We start from the raw sequence: 22,034 nt of genomic DNA, 5'->3' as shown, positions 1-22,034 counted from the left end.
ACCCATCTAATATACCATGGATTACAAAAAACTGAAAATCGAAACAACCACGGTTACCAGGAACATGAGAGAATTGAATGCTCCAACCGGAAATATTTACGAATCAGTTGCAATTCTTGCTAAAAGATCTAACCAGATCGCTCAGGAGATCAAGGAAGAGTTAAATAGCAAAATTGAAGAATTTGCTACACCTAGCGATAATCTCGAAGAGGTATTCGAAAACAGGGAGCAAATTGAATTGGCTAAGTATTATGAACACCTTCCAAAGCCAACCTTGATTTCTACCAATGAATTCCTGAATAGCCAGATATTCTATCGCAATCCATTGAAAGAAAACGCCACTGATTTCTAACGTTGTTTCACGCAAATCATGCTAAGAGGCAAAAAAATCCTGATTGGAATAACTGCAAGTATTGCTGCTTATAAAATTCCTATTCTTATCAGGTTATTGATCAAACAGGGTGCTGAAGTCAAAGTAGTAATGACGAAAGCAGCCTGTGATTTCGTTACACCTCTTACACTCTCCGCGCTTTCACAGAATCCGGTCTCAATTGAGCCTTTTAGTGAATCTGATGGCAGATGGCATAGCCATATAGAATTGGGTTCCTGGGCAGATGTATACCTGATAGCTCCATTATCAGCCAATACAATGGCTAAAATGTCAACAGGGATTACAGATAACCTTCTTATGGCTACCTACCTGGCAGCCAGGTGCCCTGTTTTCTTTGCACCTGCAATGGATGTCGATATGTTCAATCATCCCACTACTCAGGACAATATTAGTCGCCTGGTTTCATTTGGGAATATCCTCATTAAACCAACAGAAGGTGAATTGGCCAGCGGCCTTTCTGGTTTTGGCAGAATGGAAGAGCCTGAGAAAATTGTTGAGATTATAAGTCTCCATTTTAAAAATTCAGAATCATTTAAAGGACATAAATTCCTTATTACCAGTGGACCCACACTTGAACCTATCGATCCGGTCAGGTTTATAAGTAATCATTCATCAGGACAAATGGGCAATGCACTTGCTCTTGAAGCGGCAAACAGGGGTGCTGATGTTATCCTGATAAGCGGCCCAGTAAAAGAATTACCGCAACATCCCGGAATCCAAATCATTCAGGTAAATACTGCCGGTGAAATGTTTGAAAAATGTATGGAAGTATTTCCAGATACAAATACTTGCATAATGGCTGCAGCTGTTGCTGATTATAAACCAACACAATCTGCTGCTGAAAAAATCAAGAAATCTGCTGATACGATTACCCTTGCATTAACACGCACGAAGGATATTCTCTCGGAACTGGGAAAAAATAAAAAGGAAAACCAGCTTCTGATTGGCTTTGCGCTTGAAACAAATCATGAAATTGAAAACGCCAGACAAAAATTATATACGAAAAACCTCGATTTCATCGTTCTTAATTCTTTAAGGACAGAGGGCGCTGGTTTTGGATTTTCGACCAATCAAATCTCAATTATTGGTAAATCTGGCCAGGTAATTGAATACGAAAAAAAATCAAAAGTGCTGGTTGCTTGTGATATACTGGATTATCTTAAAGCTTGTCAACCATAATCTGATTATTATACACCCTGAATGATGATTAAAGTACTTCGTCTGATTATTATTGTCATAGTATTCGCTCTGCCAATGTGGGTGAATGGACAGGAATTTATTTGCCAGGTCCAGGTAAATGCACCCCAGGTTGAAGGATCTGAACGTAAAGTATTTCAAACTCTTCAGCAATCGATCTATGAATTTGTGAATAACAGGAAGTGGACAAATTATACTTTCAGGCCTGAAGAACGTATCGAATGTTCCATTCTGATCACAATCTCTGACCGGCTTTCGTCGGATCAATTCAAAGGAAAAATTAATGTGATCCTTCAACGTCCGGTTTACAAAACATCTTACAACACTACATTATTGAATTATCTCGATAAAGATTTTGATTTCCGTTATGTAGAGTTTGAGCCTTTAGATTATAATGATGATGCATTTACATCTAATTTAACCTCTGTATTGGCTTACTATGTTTATATCATGCTGGCTGTTGATGGTGATTCATATTCCAAGTTTGGCGGCACTCCTTACTATGAAAAAGCCAGGGCAGTTATCAATGCTGCACAAAATGCCCCGGAAAGAGGTTGGAAAGCGTTTGAAAGCATGAAAAACCGCTACTGGCTAGTGGAAAATATGCTGAACAGCACTTACAGCCCGCTTAGGGAAGGCATTTATCAATACCATCGCCTTGGACTTGATATCATGACCGATAATATAGATCTTGGCAGATCAGCCATAAATGATTGCCTTGAGAATTTTCAACGTGCAGGTCGTGAAAAACCAGGTTTGTTCACACTTCAGCTTATGATGGATGCAAAACGGGATGAATTGTTGAATGTTTATTCACAAGCATCTCCTATGGATAAGACAAAAGCTGTCAACATCCTGAAAGAATTGGATCCTGCCAATTCATCCAAATATCAGCAAATCATGCAACAGCAGCAGCCCGGTCTTGGTGGCAAATAACGCTGTTTCCTCTTTTTTTCCTATATTTGCCTTACCTCACAAGTAAACAGTATGCTCCTTAACCTCACGGTTGAGAATTTCATTCTCATCCAGAACCTTGAGCTTGAATTGTCTGGAGGATTTACATGCATCTCGGGTGAAACGGGAGCTGGTAAATCAATCCTGGTTGGTGCATTGGGGTTGATTCTTGGGTTAAGAGCAGACTCTCAGGTTTTAATGGATAAAAGTAAAAAGTGCATCGTTGAAGGGACTTTCACTTTGGACGGGTATGGCCTGGAAGATACTTTTGAAGCATCAGATCTGGACTATGAATCCGTTTCCATCTTCCGCAGGGAAATAAATCCATTGGGAAAATCCAGGGCATTTATCAATGATACGCCTGTAAATCTTACTGTGATGAAGGAGATAGGGGAGAAGCTGTTGGATATACACTCCCAGAATCAAACACTGGATCTCAATGGAGCAGCGTTTCAATTAGCCATGATTGATTCCTACGCAGGGATTTCTTCTGAACTTAAGAGGTATGAAATTCTGTATAAACAGTATTTGGTTGTGCAGAAACAACTTGCAGCATACATTGAGCAAGAAAAAAAATCCAATGCCGACAGGGAGTATTTTGAATTTCAACTGGAAGAGCTGACTAAAGCTGAATTGATTCCTGGAGAAGCAGAGGAATTTGAAACCGAACTTGAATTATTGAATCATTCAGAAGAAATAAAAGTAAGATTATTCTCATCCCTTAATCTTCTGGATAATGAGGATAACAGCATCCTTTCAAGGCTCTCTGAAGCTCGTCAGACCATTGAACAGGCTTCAAGGTATACCGGGAAACTTGAATCTATCAATGAACGAATTTCCGGCTGCCTGATTGAACTCAAGGAATTAACATCTGAACTCAGGAACTTATCTGAACATATTCAACATGATCCGGATAGAATCATGTTTATCACTCAACGCCTCGACCTCATTTATAACCTGATGCAAAAGCATAAGGTGAAAGAGATCGAAGAATTGATTAAATTGCGGGAACAGTATGCTTCAGGAATTAGTGAAATTGAATCAATAGGCGACCGAATAGAAAAACTCACCGCGGAATTGAAAAGTCTGGAAAAAGATCTTGCCGAAGTTTCACAGGTATTACACGAGAAACGCCTGAAGGTTTTTCCTGGTATTGTTACTGAAATGGAGGTGCTGTTGAATGAATTGGGAATGCCTGCAGCTAAGTTTCACATCGACAATAAAGTAATTGATCATTATACGGCAACTGGTAAGGATAAAGTGAGTTTTATGTTTGCAGCCAATAAAGGCAGTGAACTTAAAGAAGTACAGAAAGTGGCTTCGGGTGGAGAACTGTCAAGGTTGATGCTTGCCATTAAATCATTGGTTGTTAAAAGAAGCCTGCTTCCTACAATCCTGTTTGATGAAATTGACTCCGGTGTGTCCGGGGAAATTGCAGGTAAAATTGGAAATATCATGAGAAAGATGTCTGCAAACATGCAGGTTGTCGCTATCACACACCTTCCTCAGATTGCTGGTAAAGCTCATCATCACCTTCTTGCCTACAAGGAGCATGGTGAAGTGAATACTATCTCAAATCTTAGAAAGCTTTCAGACGAAGAAAGGGTTAATGAGATTGCCAGGATGCTGAGTGATGAAACAATTACTGATACTGCCAGGGCAGCAGCAAAGGAATTAATGATAAATTGAATATAGCCGGCTTAAAAAAAAATATTAATCGAAAACTAAATACTATGTCATATAACTTACTAAAAGGGAAAAAAGGTATCATTTTTGGGGCACTGAATGAAAGGTCAATAGCTTGGAAGACAGCTGAAAGGGCATATGAAGAAGGTGCTGAATTCGTTCTCACCAATACGCCGATGGCCTTAAGAATGGGAGACACTGATAAACTGGCTGAGAAATGCAACACAATCGTGGTTCCTGCTGATGCTACCAGTGTTAAAGACCTTGAAGCATTGTTCAAAACCACACTTGAACACTTTGGCGGTAAAATTGACTTTATCCTTCATTCTATAGGGATGTCACCTAATGTGCGGAAAAAAATTCCTTATGATGACCTGAATTACGAGTATTACCTCAAAACCATGGATATTTCCGCGATCTCATTTCATAAAGTCATCCAGGCCGCTAAAAAGCTGGATGCCGTTAATGAATGGGGATCAATAGTTGCCCTTTCCTATATTGCTGCCCAACGGACGCTTTTTGAGTACAATGATATGGCCGATGCTAAAGCCGCCCTGGAAAGCATTGCACGCAGTTTTGGCTACATCTATGGACGGGAGAAAAAGATCAGGATTAATACCATCTCTCAATCACCAACACTAACCACTGCCGGTAGCGGCGTCAAAGGAATTGACGGATTGATGGACTTCACTGAAAGGATGTCACCGCTTGGGAATGCAACGGCAGAAGAATGTGCTGATTATTGTATCACATTATTCAGCGATCTAACCAAAAAAGTGACTATGCAGAACCTTTTCAATGATGGTGGGTTCTCAAGTATGGGGATGAGTTACCGTGCTATGAATATGTATAATAAAAGTCTTGAATGTAAGGATTGTCACTCCAATCCACATAATGAAGATTCTGAATGATATCAGAATCATTTTAATCTTACTCTAAATTAATAGTATAGCCATATCCTTCCCCCGGATTTACAACCGGGGGAATTTTATTTTCAGTCACCGGACTGGTGTAGGTAATATTTATTGTTGGCTGAGGCTTAAGATGCGCTGGTAAGTCAAAGCGAATTCGGGTTTTCATCTTGGTTTTCATCCGTATTCCCCTGTTTCTCTTTGGGTCATAACGTAAAAGGCTAACAAGTCGCAAAGCTTCTTCATCACAGCCAAATCCAACACCATGAGTGATAATCACATCACCAACCGTTCCAATGTTATCAACTGTGTATTCCAGGTATACTGTGCCTTCAATAAGATTTTGCAAAGCTTCCTCAGGATAAATCAGCTGCTCTTCAATAAACTTAATGAAAGCTTGCTTCCCCCCGGGGTATGATGGGATTTCAAGGAATTTTTTCTCTTTATGGCCTTTATCGCTTCTGTTCTTCATCGTACTTCATGCATCAGGATAGGTTTTTGCATAGATAACCATGCTTATCACCACAAAGATAAAACTATTAACTGACCCTGATTATTCATATACTGTGGAATCCACATTACCTTTAGTTTTATTATTAACTTCCTTTTTCTATTTTTGCAGCAGCCTATCTGATATATACCTATTTTAATAAGTATATATTTTAGAGATAAGAATTTTGAAATTAATGCCAAAACATGAAGTATAGAATCGTAGTCTTAGCAAAGCAGGTACCCGATACGCGTAATGTCGGGAAAGATGCCATGAAGGCCGATGGAACGGTTAATCGTGCAGCCTTACCTGCAATTTTCAATCCGGAAGATTTGAACGCTTTGGAACAAGCACTTAGAATTAAGGACAGGTTTCCTGATTCAGAAGTTATCGTACTTACCATGGGACCCTTTCGTGCTGCCGAAATTATCAGGGAAGCGCTATACCGGGGTGCAGATAAGGGATATCTGATTACTGACAGGAAATTTGCCGGTAGTGATACCTTAGCTACTTCTTATGCCATTTCATTGGCCGTTAAGAAATTAGCTCCTTTCCATTTCGTGATTTCTGGCAGACAGGCTATTGATGGAGATACCGCACAAGTCGGGCCTCAAACAGCAGAGAAATTGCATATTCCGCAGGTCACCTATGCAGAGGATATTCAGAATATCGATGGACTTAGTGCTTTTATCAAGAGACGACTTGAAATGGGCGTAGAAGTGGTGAAATCCAGTTTACCGGTTGCTATTACTGTGCATGGCTCGGCTCCATCATGCAGGCCCCGCCTGGCAAAACTTGTTATGAAATATAAACATGCCCGCACTGTAACTGAACTCCAGGAAGAAACTAAGGATTATACTGATTTATACTCCCACAGGCCTTATCTTCAGATCGATGAATGGACCGTTGCTGACCTGGATGCTGATGTGGAGAATCTTGGGTTATCGGGTTCGCCAACTAAGGTGAAGAAAATTGAAAATGTGATTCTGGCTCATAAGGAAAGTAAGAAATTGACTGCCGATGATAAAGATATGGAAGGGCTAATGCTTGAATTGATTCAAAGCCACGTCATAGGGTAATTCAACAAATTATAAACTGAATAAAGACCTACAAGTGAATAATATATTTGTGTATTGTGAAGTTTCGGAAGAAAAGTCAATCTCCGATGTCAGCCTTGAATTACTTTCAAAAGGACGTAAATTAGCTAATGAACTGAAGGTAAAGCTTGAAGCCGTTGTACTGGGTAATAAAGTCCAGAATCTGGAATCAACATTATTTCCTTTTGGTGTGGATGTAATCCATCTGGCAGAGGATAAAAGGCTCTTCCCATACCTGACCTTGCCTCATTCGAAACTGCTTATCGATCTTTTTACAAAGGAGAAACCTGAAATTGTACTGTTTGGTGCTACCAGCATTGGGCGTGACCTTGCACCCAGGATTGCTTCTGCTTTGAAATGCGGATTAACCGCCGACTGCACTAGCCTGGAAATAGGAGATCACACTGAAAACAAAACGCAGAAACTTTATAAAAATCTTCTTTACCAGATTCGCCCGGCATTTGGTGGCAACATCATTGCTACAATCATCAACCCCGATACCCGGCCTCAGATGGCTACTGTCCGCGAAGGTGTCATGAAAAAGGAAATTGTTGGCACTGATTATAAAGGTATAGTTAAACCATTAGATGCCAAGTCTTTACTTTCTGATGAAGACTTTGTTGTAGAAATAATCGAAAGACATATTGAAAAAAGTAAAGTGAATATTAAGAATGCAGGCATCATTATCTCCGGTGGATATGGTGTTGGTTCAAAAGAAAATTTCAAACTGCTTTATGAACTGGCAGAAGTTTTAGGTGCAGATGTTGGTGCAACACGAGCTGCTGTAGATGCAGGTTTTGAGGACCATGAAAGGCAAATCGGACAAACTGGTGTAACCGTCAGGCCAAAGCTATATATCGCATGCGGAATTTCGGGCGCTGTTCAACATCGTGCAGGGATGGATCAATCTGCCCAGATTATTTCTATTAACACTGATCCTAATGCACCTATTAATTTCATTGCAGATTATACAATTATTGGCAGTGTTACTGAGGTGATTCCTAAGATGATCAAATACTATAAGAAAAATTCCAAGTAATTGAAAATCTTGAATCAAGAAAGCTTTATTTAAACCATAACCTGAATTTAAAATGGAAAATTTCTATACTGATAATCCCCACCTAAACTTCCAGTTGCAGCATCCTTTAATGGAAAAAATTGTCAGGCTCAAGGAAAACAATTACAGGGATCACGAAGCCTTTGATTATGCTCCTATGGACTTTGAAGATGCAGTGGACAGTTATCATAAGGTGCTGGAAATTGTCGGGGAGATCTGTGGAGAAGTAATTGGTCCGAATGCTGAATCTGTTGATCATGACGGTCCACAATTGATAAACAATGAAGTGCAATATGCCAAAAGGACCCAGGAACATCACGATGTACTCACAAAAGCGGGCCTGATTGGAATGTCCTTACCCAGGGAATATGGCGGACTGAATTTTCCAATGGTGCCTTATGTTATGGCAGCAGAATTGGTTTCCAGGGCTGATGCAGGGTTTGCAAATATCTGGGGTTTACAGGATTGCGCTGAAACTATTCATGAATTTGCTTCTGATGAAATTAAGAATGAATACCTTCCTCGTTTTAATAAAGGAGCTACTGCCGCTATGGATCTTACCGAACCAGATGCAGGAAGTGACTTACAGGCTGTCCAACTGAAAGCTACCTATGATATTCAAAAGGATACATGGTATCTGAATGGAGTAAAAAGGTTTATTACAAACGGTGATGCTGATATTTCTCTGGTATTAGCGCGCTCAGAAGAAGGAACATCAGATGCACGTGGTCTTTCATTGTATGTTTACGACAGGGCCCATAAAGCTGTCTCTGTTAGAAGAATAGAAAATAAACTGGGTATCAAAGGGTCACCTACCTGTGAACTTGTCTTTAAAAATGCCCCTGCAAAACTGATAGGTGAAACCAAACTCGGACTGATAAAGTATGTGATGTCACTGATGAATTCAGCCCGCCTGGGTGTTGGGGCTCAATCAGTTGGTATTGCTGAAGCTGCTTATCGGGAAGCTGTAAAATATGCCCATGAACGTGAACAATTCGGGAAAGCCATTATTCAATATCCGGCAGTTTATGAAATGTTGACTGTTATGCGGGTAAAAATAGATGGAATCAGGACTTTATTGTATGAAACAGCGCGTTATGTAGATATGTATAAAGCCTATTCCTTTATTCAGCATGACCGGAAACTGGAAGCCCAGGAAAGGGATGAAATGAAGTATTATCAGAAAAATGCTGATGTATTAACTCCTCTGCTTAAACTTGTTGCCAGTGAATATTGTAATCAGATTGCCTATGATGCGCTTCAGATTCATGGCGGAACAGGATATATGAAGGATTTCCCTGTAGAACGCATTTTCAGGGATGCACGTATTACCACCATCTATGAAGGCACTTCTCAGCTGCAGGTAGTTGCTGCAATACGCGGTGTCACAAATGGTTCCTACCTGAAGCTGATGAAGGAATATCATGACAAAGTTGTAAAACCTGAACATGAATACCTCAAGTCGTTGTTGGAAAAAATGACGGATCAATATGCTAAAACGGTAGAGAAAGTTACTGAGTTCACTGATAATGAATATATTGATTATCATGCCCGCCGACTTGTTGAAATGGCCGGAAATATTTTAATTGGACATATGCTTCTGCAAGATACCAACCGTGAAGCATCCTATAAAATCAGCGCAGACATTTTTATCAGGAAAGGAAGAGCCGAAAATATTGCCAGCGTTAGCTACATCAATAATTCGCATCCCAAGGATCTTGGAGATTTTAAAATGATCTGATACGATAATCTTAAAAAAAATGCCGGTTCATATGACCGGCATTTTTTTTATCAATCTGTTGAATCTTATTATTCAAACGTTTCAGTCTTCTCGGGCAGGAGTGATGGTTCAATCGCAATAGAAATATCATTGGCCTCAGTATCGAAATCAATCTTTATTCCATCCCCTAATTTAAGGTTGGTTTTTATAATTTCCTCAGCCAGTGTATCTTCAATATACTTTTGAATGGCCCGCTTCAATGGACGAGCACCAAATTGTTCATCCCATCCTTTATCTACAATGAAATCCTTTGCAGCTTCAGTAATTTCAGGATGATATCCCATTTTACGAATCCTGTTGAAGAGATTTCTCAATTCAATATCAATGATCTTATGTATATCATCACGTCCAAGTGAATCAAATATTACAACATCATCAATACGGTTCAGGAATTCAGGGGCAAATGCTTTCTTCAATGCATTTTCAATGACTCCCTGAGCAAGCGATGCACTTTGGGTTTGCTTGGCATTTGTACTGAATCCTACACCGGCACCGAAGTCTTTCAATTGCCTGGATCCAATATTCGAGGTCATGATCACAATAGTATTTTTGAAGTCAACTCTGCGGCCAAGACTATCAGTAAGAACACCATCATCCAAAACCTGTAAAAGTATATGGAATATATCAGGATGGGCTTTTTCAATTTCATCCAGAAGGACAATAGAGTAGGGGCGACGCCGTACTTTTTCTGTCAGCTGGCCACCTTCTTCATATCCAACATATCCCGGAGGTGCACCCACGAGCCTGGATACGGCAAATTTCTCCATGTATTCACTCATGTCGATTCTTACAAGTGCGTCTTCAGAATCAAATAAGTATCTGGCAAGTACTTTGGCAAGGTGTGTTTTCCCAACACCTGTTGGTCCTAAAAAGATGAAGGTACCGATGGGCTTATTAGGATCTTTCAAGCCAGCCCTGTTTCTGCGGATGGCTTTTACAACCTTCTTGATTGCATCATGCTGACCGATAACAGAATCCGCCAGCTCATCCTCCATATTGATTAGTCTGTCACTTTCATTTTGAGCAATCCTTTGTACCGGAACACCTGTCATCATGGCCACTACTTCTGCCACATTTTCAGCAGAAACTGGTTCACGATTAATTTTAGACTCATCTTCCCAACGCTTTTTCTGTGTTTCAAGATCAGCTTGTAGTTTTCGCTCGGTATCCCTGAATTTCGCAGCTTCTTCAAATTTCTGGCTTTTTATAGCCTTCATTTTCTTTTGACGGGCTTCTTCTATAAGACTTTCAACATTGATGATCTCAACCGGGACATGCATATTGGAAATATGTACCCTTGCACCAGCCTCGTCAAGTGCATCAATAGCCTTATCCGGAAGAAAACGGTCGCTGATATAACGGTTTGTCAGTGAAACACAAGCCTCAATAGCTTCCGAAGAATAGTTTACAAGATGATGATCTTCATACTTTTCTTTAATCTGGTTTAGGATCTCAATAGTCTCTTCCGGAGATGTTGGATCAACCAGAACTTTCTGGAATCTGCGTTCCAGAGCACCATCTTTTTCAATATACTGACGGTATTCATCAAGAGTTGTAGCCCCAATGCACTGTATTTCGCCTCTTGCCAATGCAGGCTTGAACATATTGGATGCATCCAGTGAACCGGAAGCATTCCCTGCACCAACGATGGTATGGATTTCATCTATGAAAAGAATGATATCCCTGTTCTTTTCCAGTTCATTCAGAACAGCTTTCATTCTTTCCTCAAATTGCCCGCGGTATTTCGTACCAGCAACAAGAGAGGCCAGGTCAAGGGTAAAAACACGTTTATTGAAAAGTGCACGTGAAACTTTGCGTTGAACGATCCTTAAGGCTAATCCTTCTGCTATTGCTGATTTACCAACGCCAGGTTCACCAATCAATATGGGATTATTCTTCTTTCTGCGGCTAAGGATCTGGGATATCCTCTCCAGTTCTTTTTCCCTTCCAACAATAGGATCCAGTCTGTTTTCCTCTGCGGCACGTGTTAGATCCCTTCCAAAGTTATCAAGAACAGGTGTTTTTGATTTACTGTCGCCGGGTTTCTTTAATCCACCCAGACCACCAGCTTCATCAGGATCTTCATCCTGGGAACCACCTGGTAATTCGTCACGAAAATCAGCACTTTCCTGCCCCTTACTCTCATTAAATTCTTTTAATGAATTTTCAGAAGAACCAGTTAGATATGATTTTACCTCTTCTTTAACAAGTTCGTAAGTAACATTATACTTACGCAGACTCCGGGTAACAAGGTTGTCCTCATCTTTAAGGATGGCAAGTAAGAGGTGTTCAGTACCAATTAGTTCGCTATTGAATAACTTTGCTTCAAGATAAGTAAGCTTCAATGCTCTTTCAGCCTGCTTAACAAGAGGGAGATTCTCCAATTCACGTTCTTTCCTTGAATGATTGGAGATGGCTGTTTCTATGGTTTTCTTCAGTTCAGTGACATCAACATTAAGGTATCCGAGAATCCGCAGAGCTAGTCCTTCTCCTTCCCTGATAATCCCCAATATCAGATGTTCCACCCCGATATAATCATTACCTAGGCGGACAGCTTCTTCCCGACTGAATGAAAGGACATCTTTAACCCTTTGTGAAAATTTAGCTTCCATGAATAATAACTTTCCTTTCTTTCTGTTTAACTAATTCCTTATTCATATTTCCCTGCAAAATTACTACATAAACATACAACTGGGAGAATAGTTCTAAAATTACCTGTTTCAGTTGAGTGGAAGATTCTGATCCAACATATTTTTCAACATTAAACTGTTAGTAAAGCTCCACAAAATCAATGCCTGAAGCAGTTTTTATATTAAAAAAATGGTTACTTTCGTAATATTATTGATTGAAACATAACTAATTAATTTAGACGGGGTTACGAAATGGATAATGTTCAGGACGGAGAAAGAATTGTACAAGTAAATATTGAAAATCAAATGAAAGCGGCTTACATCGATTATTCGATGTCAGTCATTGTTTCAAGAGCACTTCCTGATGTAAGGGATGGATTAAAACCGGTCCATCGCCGTGTTTTATTTGGTATGCTGGAACTTGGAGTGCTATCAAACAGACCTTATAAGAAATCTGCCCGTATTGTTGGGGAAGTTCTTGGTAAGTATCATCCGCATGGCGATAGTTCTGTTTACGATGCTATGGTTCGTATGGCTCAGGAATGGTCATTGAGATATCCTTTAGTCGACGGACAGGGAAACTTTGGGTCGATTGATGGAGATAGCCCTGCGGCGATGCGTTATACAGAAGCCCGGCTCAGAAAGATATCAGAAGAATTATTGGCTGATATCGATAAGGAAACTGTTGATTTCAGGTTGAATTTTGATGATACCCTAGAAGAACCAACTGTTCTTCCTGCGAAAGTTCCAAACTTACTGATCAATGGATCATCAGGAATTGCAGTGGGTATGGCAACCAATATACCTCCTCATCATCTTGGTGAAATCATTGATGGCTGCATTGCTTATGTTGACAACAGGGATATTACCATAGAGGAATTGATGAAATTCATCATTGCTCCTGATTTTCCAACCGGAGGAATCATCTATGGTTATGATGGTGTAAGGGAGGCTTACGAAACAGGGCGTGGCAGAATTATGATGCGTGGTGAGACCACTATCGAAACCGATGAAAAAGGCAGAGAATGTATCATAGCCAGTTCTATTCCCTACCAGGTGAATAAGGCAGAAATGATTAAGAAAACTGCCGACCTTGTTAATGATAAAAAAATTGAAGGAATCCATGACATACGCGATGAAAGCGACAGGAACGGATTACGGATTGTTTATGAACTCAAAAAGGATGCTGTTCCCAATGTTGTTCTGAATAAACTTTATCAATATACTGGATTGCAGACTTCCTTCAGCGTTAACAGTATTGCATTGGTAAAAGGAAGGCCTTATCAGCTCAATCTCAAGCAGATGATCACTCATTTCATCGAGCATCGCCACGAGGTTGTAATTCGCCGTACGCAATATGAACTGCGGGAAGCTGAAAAAAGAGCCCATATCCTTGAAGGTTTATTGATCGCTATTGATAATATTGATGAAGTTATCTCTATAATCAGGGGATCTAAAACACCGGAAATTGCACGCACAGGTCTTATCGAACGATTTGAACTCACTGAGATTCAAGCTCGTGCCATTCTTGATATGAGATTGCAGCAACTTACCGGACTGAAGAGAGATGAGCTTAGGAAAGAATATGAAGAACTTCTGAAAATGATTGATTACTTCCGTTCAGTTCTGGCCGATGAATCACTCAGAATGGAAATAATAAAAAATGAACTTGCTGAAATCAAGGAAAAATATGGTGATGTGCGACGTACACGAATTGAGCATACTGCCAAAGATTTCCGGATTGAAGATACTATTGCCGATGAAGCTGTTGTGATTACCATCTCACATATGGGATATATCAAACGTACAGCTCTTGCAGAATATAAAAGACAGAACAGGGGAGGCCGTGGTGCTAAAGGATCGGATATAAGAGATGAGGATTTCCTTGAACATCTTTATATCGCTACCGCACATAACTACATGCTCTTCTTTACTGAAAAGGGGAAATGCTTCTGGATGAGGGCATTTGAAATTCCTGAAGGTGCTAAAACCTCCAAAGGCCGGGCAATTCAGAATCTTCTTAACATAGAATCAGATGATAAGGTTCGGGCAATTATCAACCTGAAAGATCTCAAGAATGAAGATTATGTCAATAACAACTTCATCATTCTCTGTACAAAGAAAGGAACCATTAAAAAGACTTCCCTGGAAGCTTATTCACGACCACGTGTAAATGGTATTAATGCAATTAATATTAATGAAGGTGATCAGTTACTTGAAGCACGATTGACAGATGGGGCCAACGAAATTGTAATGGCTCTGCGCTCAGGACGGGCTATCAGGTTCAATGAAAGAAATGTTCGTCCAATGGGACGTAATGCTACAGGAGTGAGAGGAATCACTCTTGCTGGTAAGGACGATGAAGTCATTGGCATGATCTGTGTTAATACTGAGGCCGAAGATATACTCGTTGTTTCTGAAAATGGATATGGCAAACGGTCGAAACTAGATGATTACAGGGTTACCAACAGGGGAGGCAAAGGTGTAAAAACGATCAATGTCACAGATAAAACCGGTAAGCTGATCGCTATCAAAAATGTAACCGATTTCAATGACCTGATGATTATTAACCGATCAGGATTAATTATCAGGATGGCCGTCGGTGACCTTAGAATTATGGGACGAGCAACTCAAGGTGTCAGACTTATTAATCTTAAAGATGATGATACAATTGCCGCTGTTGCTAAGGTAGAAGTTGATGAAGATGATGAGATACTGGATGAAAATTTTGGTGATGATTCAGCTGATGTAGACGGGATGAATATTGAAAACCCAGTTACCAACGAAACTGACGCTCCAGCCAGGGATACTGACAAAACTCTTCCTGATTCAGATGAAGAAAGTCAGGATGAAACTAAATAATCCCCATCTTTAATTAAAAACAGGATATTTGAAATTAACTAACATTCAAAACCTAATACTAAAGCAAACATGAAAAGAACCATCCTCTTGTCAGCCTTCCTTATCCTGGTAGGGATGACATTTGCCCAAATGAAAAAAGATCGCACAAGTGCCTATAATTACTGGCAAAAAGGCGATCTGCTCAAGGCTAAGGAATTTATTGACAAAGCTACAGCTTACCCTGAAGCTGCTACTGATGCCAAAGTTTGGTATTACAAAGGTGGAATTTACCTCGACCTGCAAATGAAGCCTGAATTCAAAATATTGGCTCCGGATGCATTGAATATCTCTTATGATTCCTATATTAAATCAAAAGCTTTAGATGCCAAGGATGAATATAAGAGTGATATCGTTTTAAGGATGCAACAAATTGGTGGACAGTTATTTAACGAAGGTATCAATTTCTTCACTGCCAATGATATTGATAATGCCCTAACTAACTTTGAACGGGCGATTTCTATTGGAAGCGACAATAAAATAGTAGATACATTGGCTATCTATGGTTCTGCTTTGTGCTATGAGAAAAAGGGAGAGAAAGCCAAAGCAATTTCAACCTATGAAAGCCTGATTTCAATGCAGATGAATGAAAAAAGTGTCTATTCATCATTGGCAATGCTTTACAAGGAAAACGGTGAATTTGAAAAGGCAACAAATACTATCGAGAATGGCCTGGTCAGATATCCTGGTGACAACGATCTGATCATTACGCAGGCTAACCTGTACATTTCTACCAATCAACATGAAAAGGCTTTAATAAGCCTGGGTATTGCTAAAGAAAAGGAACCCAATAATACGTCCATTCAATATGCAATTGGAGTTACTTATGACCTTTTGAAAAATGACACCATGTTACCACAAGCTGACAGGGATAAATACTTTAATGAAGCCATTAAAGCTTATGAGGAAACTTTGAAGCAGGATCCAACATTTTTTGATGCACTGTTTAATTTGGGTGTATTGTTTTTTAATAAAGGTGGAGATATCATCAATGCTGCCAATAAACTGCCTTTAAGTGAAACAAAGAAATTCGATGAATTAATGGCTCAGGGAAATGTTTACCTGAATAAAGCATTACCGTATTTTGAAGACGGCGAGAAAATAAATCCTAATGACAAGCAATTATTGGTTTCATTGAAAGAAATCTATACTCGTTTGAATATGCTTGACAAAATGAAAGCTGTAAACGATAAATTACAATAAAAGTAAGATAGGAGCCTGATCGGCTCTTATCTTTAATATTTACTATTTAACATAATATAAATTATAGGCTATTTGTAACACAATCATTTTTCGATTTAACTTAGCTAATCCCACTAAAATACAACTTATGTTTGTTTATCTATTTATACTCAAACAGACGCTCTGAAATCCATTTTCAACTCTGAGATCAGAATTACAGGATACTTTAGAAAACAAGTCAACAATTATCTATTTTAGTATACTCATTAATGGTCCTGAAATCATGAAGCTATTTCGGCGGATTTTATTGACGGTTCTTGTACTGGTCATTGTTCTGGTGCTTACCGGGTTTTTATTGCCCAGGCATGTAAGGATTGAACGATCACTTGTAATGCCGGCCTCCAGGGATTTAATTTTTGAACAGGTAAATGATTTCAGGAACTGGCATGGTTGGTTACCTTGGCTAAGCCTGGATTCAACTATGCAAGTGACCTTTTCCGGTCCTCAATCAGGGGTTGGTGCATTACTTATCTATGAAAGTAACCACAGCGATGTTGGGAATGGGAAACTACTAATAACTGACAGTCAGCCTTATGATTCAATTTTACTGGATCTTAATTTTATGGAAAATGGTACCTCTACCGGTAAATTCCTTTTTACCAGTGATGATCAGGGTACATTGGTAAGGTGGATTTTGGAAAGTGATCTTGGTGATAACCCTATTTCCAGGTGGTTTGGTTTGTTTATGGATCGAATGGTTGGAAATGATTTTGAACAAGGACTGGCAAATTTAAATGAGATTACCTCAAAAATTCCGGCAAAACCGATTATAGCTGTTCTTGAGAAGGAAATACCTCAAAGAATTGTTCTTAGTATCAGGGATACTGCATCACCTTCTACAATAGAATCAAAACTAGAGGATTTTTACAAGAAAATTTCCACAGTAATTAAGCAAAAGAAACTTACAACTACCGGGGTTCCTTTCTCTTTATACCATTCTTATTCTCCTCAATCCTTTGACGTGGAAGCCGGGATTCCTGTGAATAAAAAGATCACAAACACCGGAGAAGTTGAATGTAAGGAATTTCCAGCAACAAAAGCAGCTATGGCTAGTTATTTTGGTCCTTATACCACCACAGCCATTGTTTATGAAGCCATTGAGAAGTATATAAAAGAGAAATCCCTTATTATAAGTGGCGGGCCTTGGGAAGAATATATTACCGATCCCGGCATGGAACCAGATACCAGTAAATGGCAAACAGATATCTATTTTCCTTTAAAATAGCCCCTCCCCTTTTAATGACAAATAAATCTAACTAAATAAATATCAATTACATATCACATACGAGCCATGTCCAACCTGAAAAATAACATTCCTGCCATCATTACTATCGACCCCTGGCTTCAGCCTGTTACCAATGATGTAATAGCCCGGTATGAACGATTTATTCAGCGCCTCACCGATATTGAAACGAATCATAAAGGTATTAGCAAATTTTCATCAGCCTATCAATATTTTGGAATTCATTTCAATGCAGATGAAAATTGCTGGATCTATCGGGAATGGGCACCTGAAGCACATTCATTATATTTAACCGGTGACTTCAATGATTGGAATCAAACATCCCATCCCCTGCTGAGGATAGACAATGGTGTTTGGGAAATAAAGCTGGATTATTCCACTTACAAAGACAGTTTTATCCATGAGAGTAAGGTTAAAGTGCTGGTAAATAGTCAGATAGGATCAAATCTTCGAATTCCAGCCTATATTTACAGGGTACTCCAGGATGATGACACAAAGAACTATTCAGGGCAATTGTGGTTTCCGGAAAAATTTGACTGGAAGAAAGATTCCTTTGATCCGGCTTCAATCGGGCAACTTCTCATTTATGAAGTACATGTGGGTATGGCTCAGGAAGAAGAAGGCATTGGCTCCTATAAGGATTTTACGAAGAAGGTACTACCCCGGATTAAAAAGGCGGGTTACACTGCGATTCAGATGATGGCCATCCAGGAACATCCTTATTATGGTTCATTTGGATACCATGTAGCCAATTTCTATGCAGCTTCATCGCGATTCGGTACACCTGAGGATCTTAAGGAACTCATCAGGACTGCCCATAAAATGGGATTAGCTGTAATTATGGATATCGTTCATTCCCACACTGTTAAAAACCTAAATGAAGGATTAAACCTATTCGATGGTTCAGAGCACCAGTATTTTCATCCAGGTCAAAGAGGCGAGCATCCTAATTGGGATTCAAAACTATTTGATTATGGTAAACCAGAGGTTATACAATTTTTACTCTCTAATGTGAAGTTCTGGTTGGAAGAGTTCCATTTTGATGGTTTCCGGTTTGATGGTGTGGGATCTATGATGTATTATCATCATGGAGATGAACCAATTGATAACATTCATAAGTTTTTTACCGATGGTGTTGAATGGGATGCTGTGACTTATTTGCAGCTCGCCAACTATCTTGTTCATAAAATTAAACCCTCGGCAATAACTATTGCTGAAGATGTAACTGGAATGCCAGGGCTCTCTATGAGCCTTTCTGATGGTGGCCTGGGCTTTAATTACAGGCTAGGTATGGGTATCCCTGATTTCTGGATTAAGTATCTGAAAGATCTTCCTGATGAAGAATGGAGTATCCGCGAAATGTGGCAAGTGCTTAATGATCGCTTACCCTACGTGAGTACTGTTGCCTATTGTGAATCACATGATCAGGCGTTAGTTGGAGATAAGACCATTGCTTTTCGCCTGATGGATAAAGAGATGTATTTTCATATGCAGGTTGATGATACAAACCCTGTAATCGATAGGGGCATCTCATTACACAAATTAATCCGTCTTTTTACCATTTCTCTCGGAGGCCAATCCTATCTCAATTTCATGGGAAATGAATTTGGTCATCCGGAATGGATTGATTTTCCCAGGGTCGGCAATGACTGGAGTTATAAACATGCCCGCAGACAATGGTCACTGTTGGATGATCCAATGTTGAAATATCAGTTTCTGGCTGCATTCGATAAGGAAATGATTGAACTTGTCAAGAAACAGGAATTGTTGACCTCATCATTATATGCCAATGAATTGAACATTGATGATGAAAACAAATGCATTATCTATGAAAGAGGAAATTTGATTTTTATTTTCAATTTTCATGTTGATAGGTCCATTCCTGATTATGAATTTTTTGTTCCAAAGAAGGGAAAGTACAAGGTAATTCTTAATTCTGACAATAAAGCTTTTGGCGGGCATGGCAGAATTGATGAGTCAATACAGTATCAAACGATGCCTGAACAGCATGGAAAATCAAACAGATTAAGAATTTATCTCACTAATCGAACAGCTATAGTCCTGGAACAAATTAAACACTGAAAAAACCATTTTATTTAAAGCATTTGTTAATTAATCTAAATATTGATTGTTTTTTGATTTTTTCCGTATAATTGTAACATCAATGATTTGAAGATTTGAATTATGAAGAATGAACGTAAAAAACTAATAATCAATTATCAGAGTGCTTCTCCGGAATTGATGGAAGCTATTAGGAAGAAATATCCGCTGGGTTGGGTTAATCATACATTCAAGGTTAAAACCGGCGCTGATTCATTTTTCTTTGCCATTACTGTGGATACAGATGAGGCAAGCTACCTTATTAAAGTCCCGGTAAAGATCGATAACAAGTCAGAGAAAGATGATGAAGACTTTTTCGATGAGTCCACTGATACAAAAGAATCCGGAGATGGAGTTCATGAAGAAGAGGATCACGATCAGGAAAAAGAAGAATTGTGATCATTAACAACTTTTAACAAAGAAGAATAGCCTCTAAGTCAAACATAGTATTATTTTAGCGGTGTAAGTCAACAACATTCAACCATAATGGTTTAATAAAAAAACAGGGAAAGGGACACGATGTGTCCCTTTTTTTTATCCTACAAGGATATTAATCTCAGAGTATCGGTATTTGGTATAATAAGCTTTTCGGGTAATAGCAAGAGCAAGAGTTAATGTTCCAATTCTTCCGATATACATGGTCATGATCAGAATCATTTTCCCGGCATAGGAGATTGAAGAAGTCACCCCTGTAGATAATCCAACCGTTCCAAAAGCAGATATCTCCTCAAATAAAAGGTTAATAAAGGGAATGTCCCCATCAGTGATTGATAGCATAAATGTTGAGATGAAAATCAGCGAAAGCGAAAAGAGTGCAATAGAATAAGCTTTATTAATATTATCAAGAGAGATGGTATGTTTTTGCATTTCAAGGTATTTTCTTCCCCTGATGGTATTCCAGGCTGACCTTAGAATGATGGCAAAAGTTGTTGTTTTAATCCCTCCTCCGGTAGATCCGGGGGAAGCTCCAATATACATCAGCATCATCATAAAAATCAGGACAGGTTGTGCCAGTCGGGTAAAATCCACTGAATTGAACCCTGCAGTTCTGCAAGTAACGGATTGAAATACAGAGGATACTATACTCCCATAAAGGCTGTACCCGGAAATGCCTTTATTTCTTTCAACAAGGTAAAAAACCAATGCTCCGGCAATTATGAGGACCAGCGATGTATTTAGAGATACCCTGGAATGAACAAGCAATTTTTTCCATTTCAGTTCATGCCTCAATTTGATTCTGCGCACACTAAATATATCTTCCAGTACGATAAATCCAATTCCACCCAGGAAAATAAGTGCCGCAATAATCAATTGGAGGTTGTAGGCATGCCGGATACCGATATCATAAAGATTGTCAGTGAATAATGCAAATCCTGCATTATTGAAAGCTGATACAGAATGAAATAATGAAAAATAAATTTTCTGCCCCATTGTACTGAAATGCATTTCATTAGGCCATGTAAGGAAGATAAGTACAGCACCGGTCAACTCAATTACAATGCTAAACATGAAGATTTTTCTCAAAAGTATCCTGGTATTACTCAATTTATCTGTAGAAATAATATCTTTCAGGAGAGACTGATACTTCAATCCGGCAGCACTTTTATAAAAAGTAGCAAAAAAAGTAGCAAAAGACAATATATTCAAACCACCCAGTTGTATCAGGAACATAATAATTGTTTTCCCTTTAAAAGTAAATGCAGTAGCTGTGTCAACTGATGTGAGTCCGGTTACACAGCATGCGCTGGTGGAAGTAAACAATGCATCAATCCATCGGATTCCCTTTACAGTCATTTCGGGAAGCATTAACAAACCTGCTCCGCTAATAATTAAAAGTATGAATGACATTGAGAGCAAGGCAGATGGGCCGAGTTTAAAAATGGCTATTTTTTGGCTTGCTTTTCCAACTTCGATGGCTATAATGAGAAAAAAGTAAATCTGAATAAATAGACCGTAGTACACGGTCATATTTGGCATTCCTAAGTTAATAAAAGTGGTTTTTACCACTGAATCACCCATGATTAGTGATGCGATCCCATCCAGCAAAACAAGCAGCAATATCAATCCCTCGAAAGAATTGCTTTTAAGAAATTCTAAAGGATGGAAGTGGTAGAATATTTTAATGAGGTATTTAAAGATATAAAAGGTAAAACTTAATTTTATAACAAGGATAGTAAAACTCTGAGATTCAGGTGTAACAGGGAATCCATGATAATAAATGATTGTTCCGATAGCAATAAGAGATACCAGGAAACTCAAGGCACGCATACTAATAATTACATAGTTCTTGTGCCTGTAAAGCTTGATATTAATATTTTCTCTAACCCTATCGAGTTTTCTGAAAGGCATAACTATAGA

The 22,034-nt window shown here is 39.1% G+C and carries 16 protein-coding genes; 13 read left to right on the top strand and 3 right to left on the bottom strand.

From position 1 onward, the window contains the following. The first annotated feature begins 16 nt into the window (after positions 1-16). Genes IPH84_01185 through IPH84_01165 form a run of 5 tightly spaced genes read left to right on the top strand, consistent with a single transcriptional unit; the run spans position 17 to position 5,139 of the window. Entirely contained in the window at positions 17-352 is a 336-nt protein-coding gene (locus IPH84_01185; GenBank protein ID MBK7171855.1) for a DNA-directed RNA polymerase subunit omega, read from the top strand. A 15-nt stretch (positions 353-367) separates the two neighbouring features. Then, positions 368-1,570 (top strand): bifunctional phosphopantothenoylcysteine decarboxylase/phosphopantothenate--cysteine ligase CoaBC, encoded by a 1,203-nt coding sequence (coaBC, locus tag IPH84_01180; GenBank protein ID MBK7171854.1) that lies wholly within the window; start codon positions 368-370, stop codon positions 1,568-1,570. 24 nt (positions 1,571-1,594) lie between these two features. Next, entirely contained in the window at positions 1,595-2,524 is a 930-nt protein-coding gene (locus tag IPH84_01175; protein ID MBK7171853.1) for a DUF4835 family protein, read from the top strand. A gap of 51 nt (positions 2,525-2,575) precedes the next feature. Then, on the top strand, positions 2,576-4,231 hold the full coding sequence (gene recN / locus IPH84_01170) for a DNA repair protein RecN (protein MBK7171852.1): 1,656 nt from the start codon (positions 2,576-2,578) through the stop codon (positions 4,229-4,231). Between the two features lie 44 nt (positions 4,232-4,275). Then, positions 4,276-5,139, top strand: a complete 864-nt coding sequence (locus tag IPH84_01165) for an enoyl-ACP reductase (GenBank protein MBK7171851.1) — start codon at positions 4,276-4,278, stop codon at positions 5,137-5,139. A 19-nt stretch (positions 5,140-5,158) separates the two neighbouring features. On the opposite strand, the gene IPH84_01160 is transcribed toward IPH84_01165, so the two are convergent. After that, positions 5,159-5,611: an energy transducer TonB gene (locus IPH84_01160; protein ID MBK7171850.1), complete on the bottom strand. Its 453-nt coding sequence runs from the start codon at positions 5,609-5,611 to the stop codon at positions 5,159-5,161. 224 nt (positions 5,612-5,835) lie between these two features. On the opposite strand from IPH84_01160, the gene IPH84_01155 reads away from it, so the two are divergent. From IPH84_01155 to IPH84_01145, 3 genes are read left to right on the top strand one after another with little or no spacing between them, the layout of a single operon-like run. Further along, positions 5,836-6,708, top strand: coding sequence for an electron transfer flavoprotein subunit beta/FixA family protein (locus IPH84_01155; protein MBK7171849.1), 873 nt, complete (start codon positions 5,836-5,838; stop codon positions 6,706-6,708). A 34-nt stretch (positions 6,709-6,742) separates the two neighbouring features. After that, positions 6,743-7,765: an electron transfer flavoprotein subunit alpha/FixB family protein gene (locus tag IPH84_01150; GenBank protein ID MBK7171848.1), complete on the top strand. Its 1,023-nt coding sequence runs from the start codon at positions 6,743-6,745 to the stop codon at positions 7,763-7,765. 52 nt (positions 7,766-7,817) lie between these two features. Next, positions 7,818-9,524 carry an acyl-CoA dehydrogenase family protein gene (locus tag IPH84_01145; protein ID MBK7171847.1) on the top strand — a complete coding sequence of 569 codons (1,707 nt, stop codon included), beginning with the start codon at positions 7,818-7,820 and terminating at the stop codon, positions 9,522-9,524. A gap of 68 nt (positions 9,525-9,592) precedes the next feature. Here IPH84_01145 and IPH84_01140 read toward each other — a convergent pair whose 3' ends face one another. After that, complete coding sequence (locus IPH84_01140; protein ID MBK7171846.1) at positions 9,593-12,175, bottom strand: ATP-dependent Clp protease ATP-binding subunit; 2,583 nt, start codon at positions 12,173-12,175, stop codon at positions 9,593-9,595. Positions 12,176-12,445: 270 nt separating this feature from the next. Here IPH84_01140 and gyrA point away from each other — a divergent pair, with 270 nt between their 5' ends. The 5 genes from gyrA (at position 12,446) to IPH84_01115 (ending at position 20,075) form a co-directional block, all read left to right on the top strand. Beyond that, positions 12,446-15,055, top strand: a complete 2,610-nt coding sequence (gene gyrA, locus IPH84_01135; GenBank protein ID MBK7171845.1) for a DNA gyrase subunit A — start codon at positions 12,446-12,448, stop codon at positions 15,053-15,055. A 69-nt stretch (positions 15,056-15,124) separates the two neighbouring features. Then, on the top strand, positions 15,125-16,294 hold the full coding sequence (locus IPH84_01130; protein MBK7171844.1) for a tetratricopeptide repeat protein: 1,170 nt from the start codon (positions 15,125-15,127) through the stop codon (positions 16,292-16,294). Positions 16,295-16,556: 262 nt separating this feature from the next. After that, positions 16,557-17,558, top strand: coding sequence for an SRPBCC family protein (locus tag IPH84_01125; GenBank protein MBK7171843.1), 1,002 nt, complete (start codon positions 16,557-16,559; stop codon positions 17,556-17,558). Positions 17,559-17,624: 66 nt separating this feature from the next. Next, positions 17,625-19,658 carry an alpha amylase C-terminal domain-containing protein gene (locus tag IPH84_01120; protein MBK7171842.1) on the top strand — a complete coding sequence of 678 codons (2,034 nt, stop codon included), beginning with the start codon at positions 17,625-17,627 and terminating at the stop codon, positions 19,656-19,658. Positions 19,659-19,760: 102 nt separating this feature from the next. After that, positions 19,761-20,075 (top strand): hypothetical protein, encoded by a 315-nt coding sequence (locus IPH84_01115; GenBank protein MBK7171841.1) that lies wholly within the window; start codon positions 19,761-19,763, stop codon positions 20,073-20,075. Between the two features lie 135 nt (positions 20,076-20,210). Here IPH84_01115 and IPH84_01110 read toward each other — a convergent pair whose 3' ends face one another. Then, positions 20,211-22,025 carry an ATPase gene (locus IPH84_01110; protein ID MBK7171840.1) on the bottom strand — a complete coding sequence of 605 codons (1,815 nt, stop codon included), beginning with the start codon at positions 22,023-22,025 and terminating at the stop codon, positions 20,211-20,213. Between the last annotated feature and the right edge of the window lie 9 nt (positions 22,026-22,034).

Source organism: Bacteroidales bacterium (assembly GCA_016707785.1).
GTDB lineage: Bacteria > Bacteroidota > Bacteroidia > Bacteroidales > UBA4417 > UBA4417.
Note: the sequence above shows the minus strand (reverse complement) of the source record. Positions and strands in the feature narration are given on the sequence as shown.

Coding starts and splice junctions, on each gene's coding strand:
- IPH84_01185 (MBK7171855.1), top strand. CDS start 17: ATGGATTACAAAAAACTGAAAATCGAAACAACCACGGTTACCAGGAAC.
- IPH84_01175 (MBK7171853.1), top strand. CDS start 1,595: ATGATTAAAGTACTTCGTCTGATTATTATTGTCATAGTATTCGCTCTG.
- recN (MBK7171852.1), top strand. CDS start 2,576: ATGCTCCTTAACCTCACGGTTGAGAATTTCATTCTCATCCAGAACCTT.
- IPH84_01165 (MBK7171851.1), top strand. CDS start 4,276: ATGTCATATAACTTACTAAAAGGGAAAAAAGGTATCATTTTTGGGGCA.
- IPH84_01160 (MBK7171850.1), bottom strand. CDS start 5,611: ATGAAGAACAGAAGCGATAAAGGCCATAAAGAGAAAAAATTCCTTGAA.
- IPH84_01155 (MBK7171849.1), top strand. CDS start 5,836: ATGAAGTATAGAATCGTAGTCTTAGCAAAGCAGGTACCCGATACGCGT.
- IPH84_01145 (MBK7171847.1), top strand. CDS start 7,818: ATGGAAAATTTCTATACTGATAATCCCCACCTAAACTTCCAGTTGCAG.
- IPH84_01140 (MBK7171846.1), bottom strand. CDS start 12,175: ATGGAAGCTAAATTTTCACAAAGGGTTAAAGATGTCCTTTCATTCAGT.
- gyrA (MBK7171845.1), top strand. CDS start 12,446: ATGGATAATGTTCAGGACGGAGAAAGAATTGTACAAGTAAATATTGAA.
- IPH84_01130 (MBK7171844.1), top strand. CDS start 15,125: ATGAAAAGAACCATCCTCTTGTCAGCCTTCCTTATCCTGGTAGGGATG.
- IPH84_01125 (MBK7171843.1), top strand. CDS start 16,557: ATGAAGCTATTTCGGCGGATTTTATTGACGGTTCTTGTACTGGTCATT.
- IPH84_01120 (MBK7171842.1), top strand. CDS start 17,625: ATGTCCAACCTGAAAAATAACATTCCTGCCATCATTACTATCGACCCC.
- IPH84_01115 (MBK7171841.1), top strand. CDS start 19,761: ATGAAGAATGAACGTAAAAAACTAATAATCAATTATCAGAGTGCTTCT.
- IPH84_01110 (MBK7171840.1), bottom strand. CDS start 22,025: ATGCCTTTCAGAAAACTCGATAGGGTTAGAGAAAATATTAATATCAAG.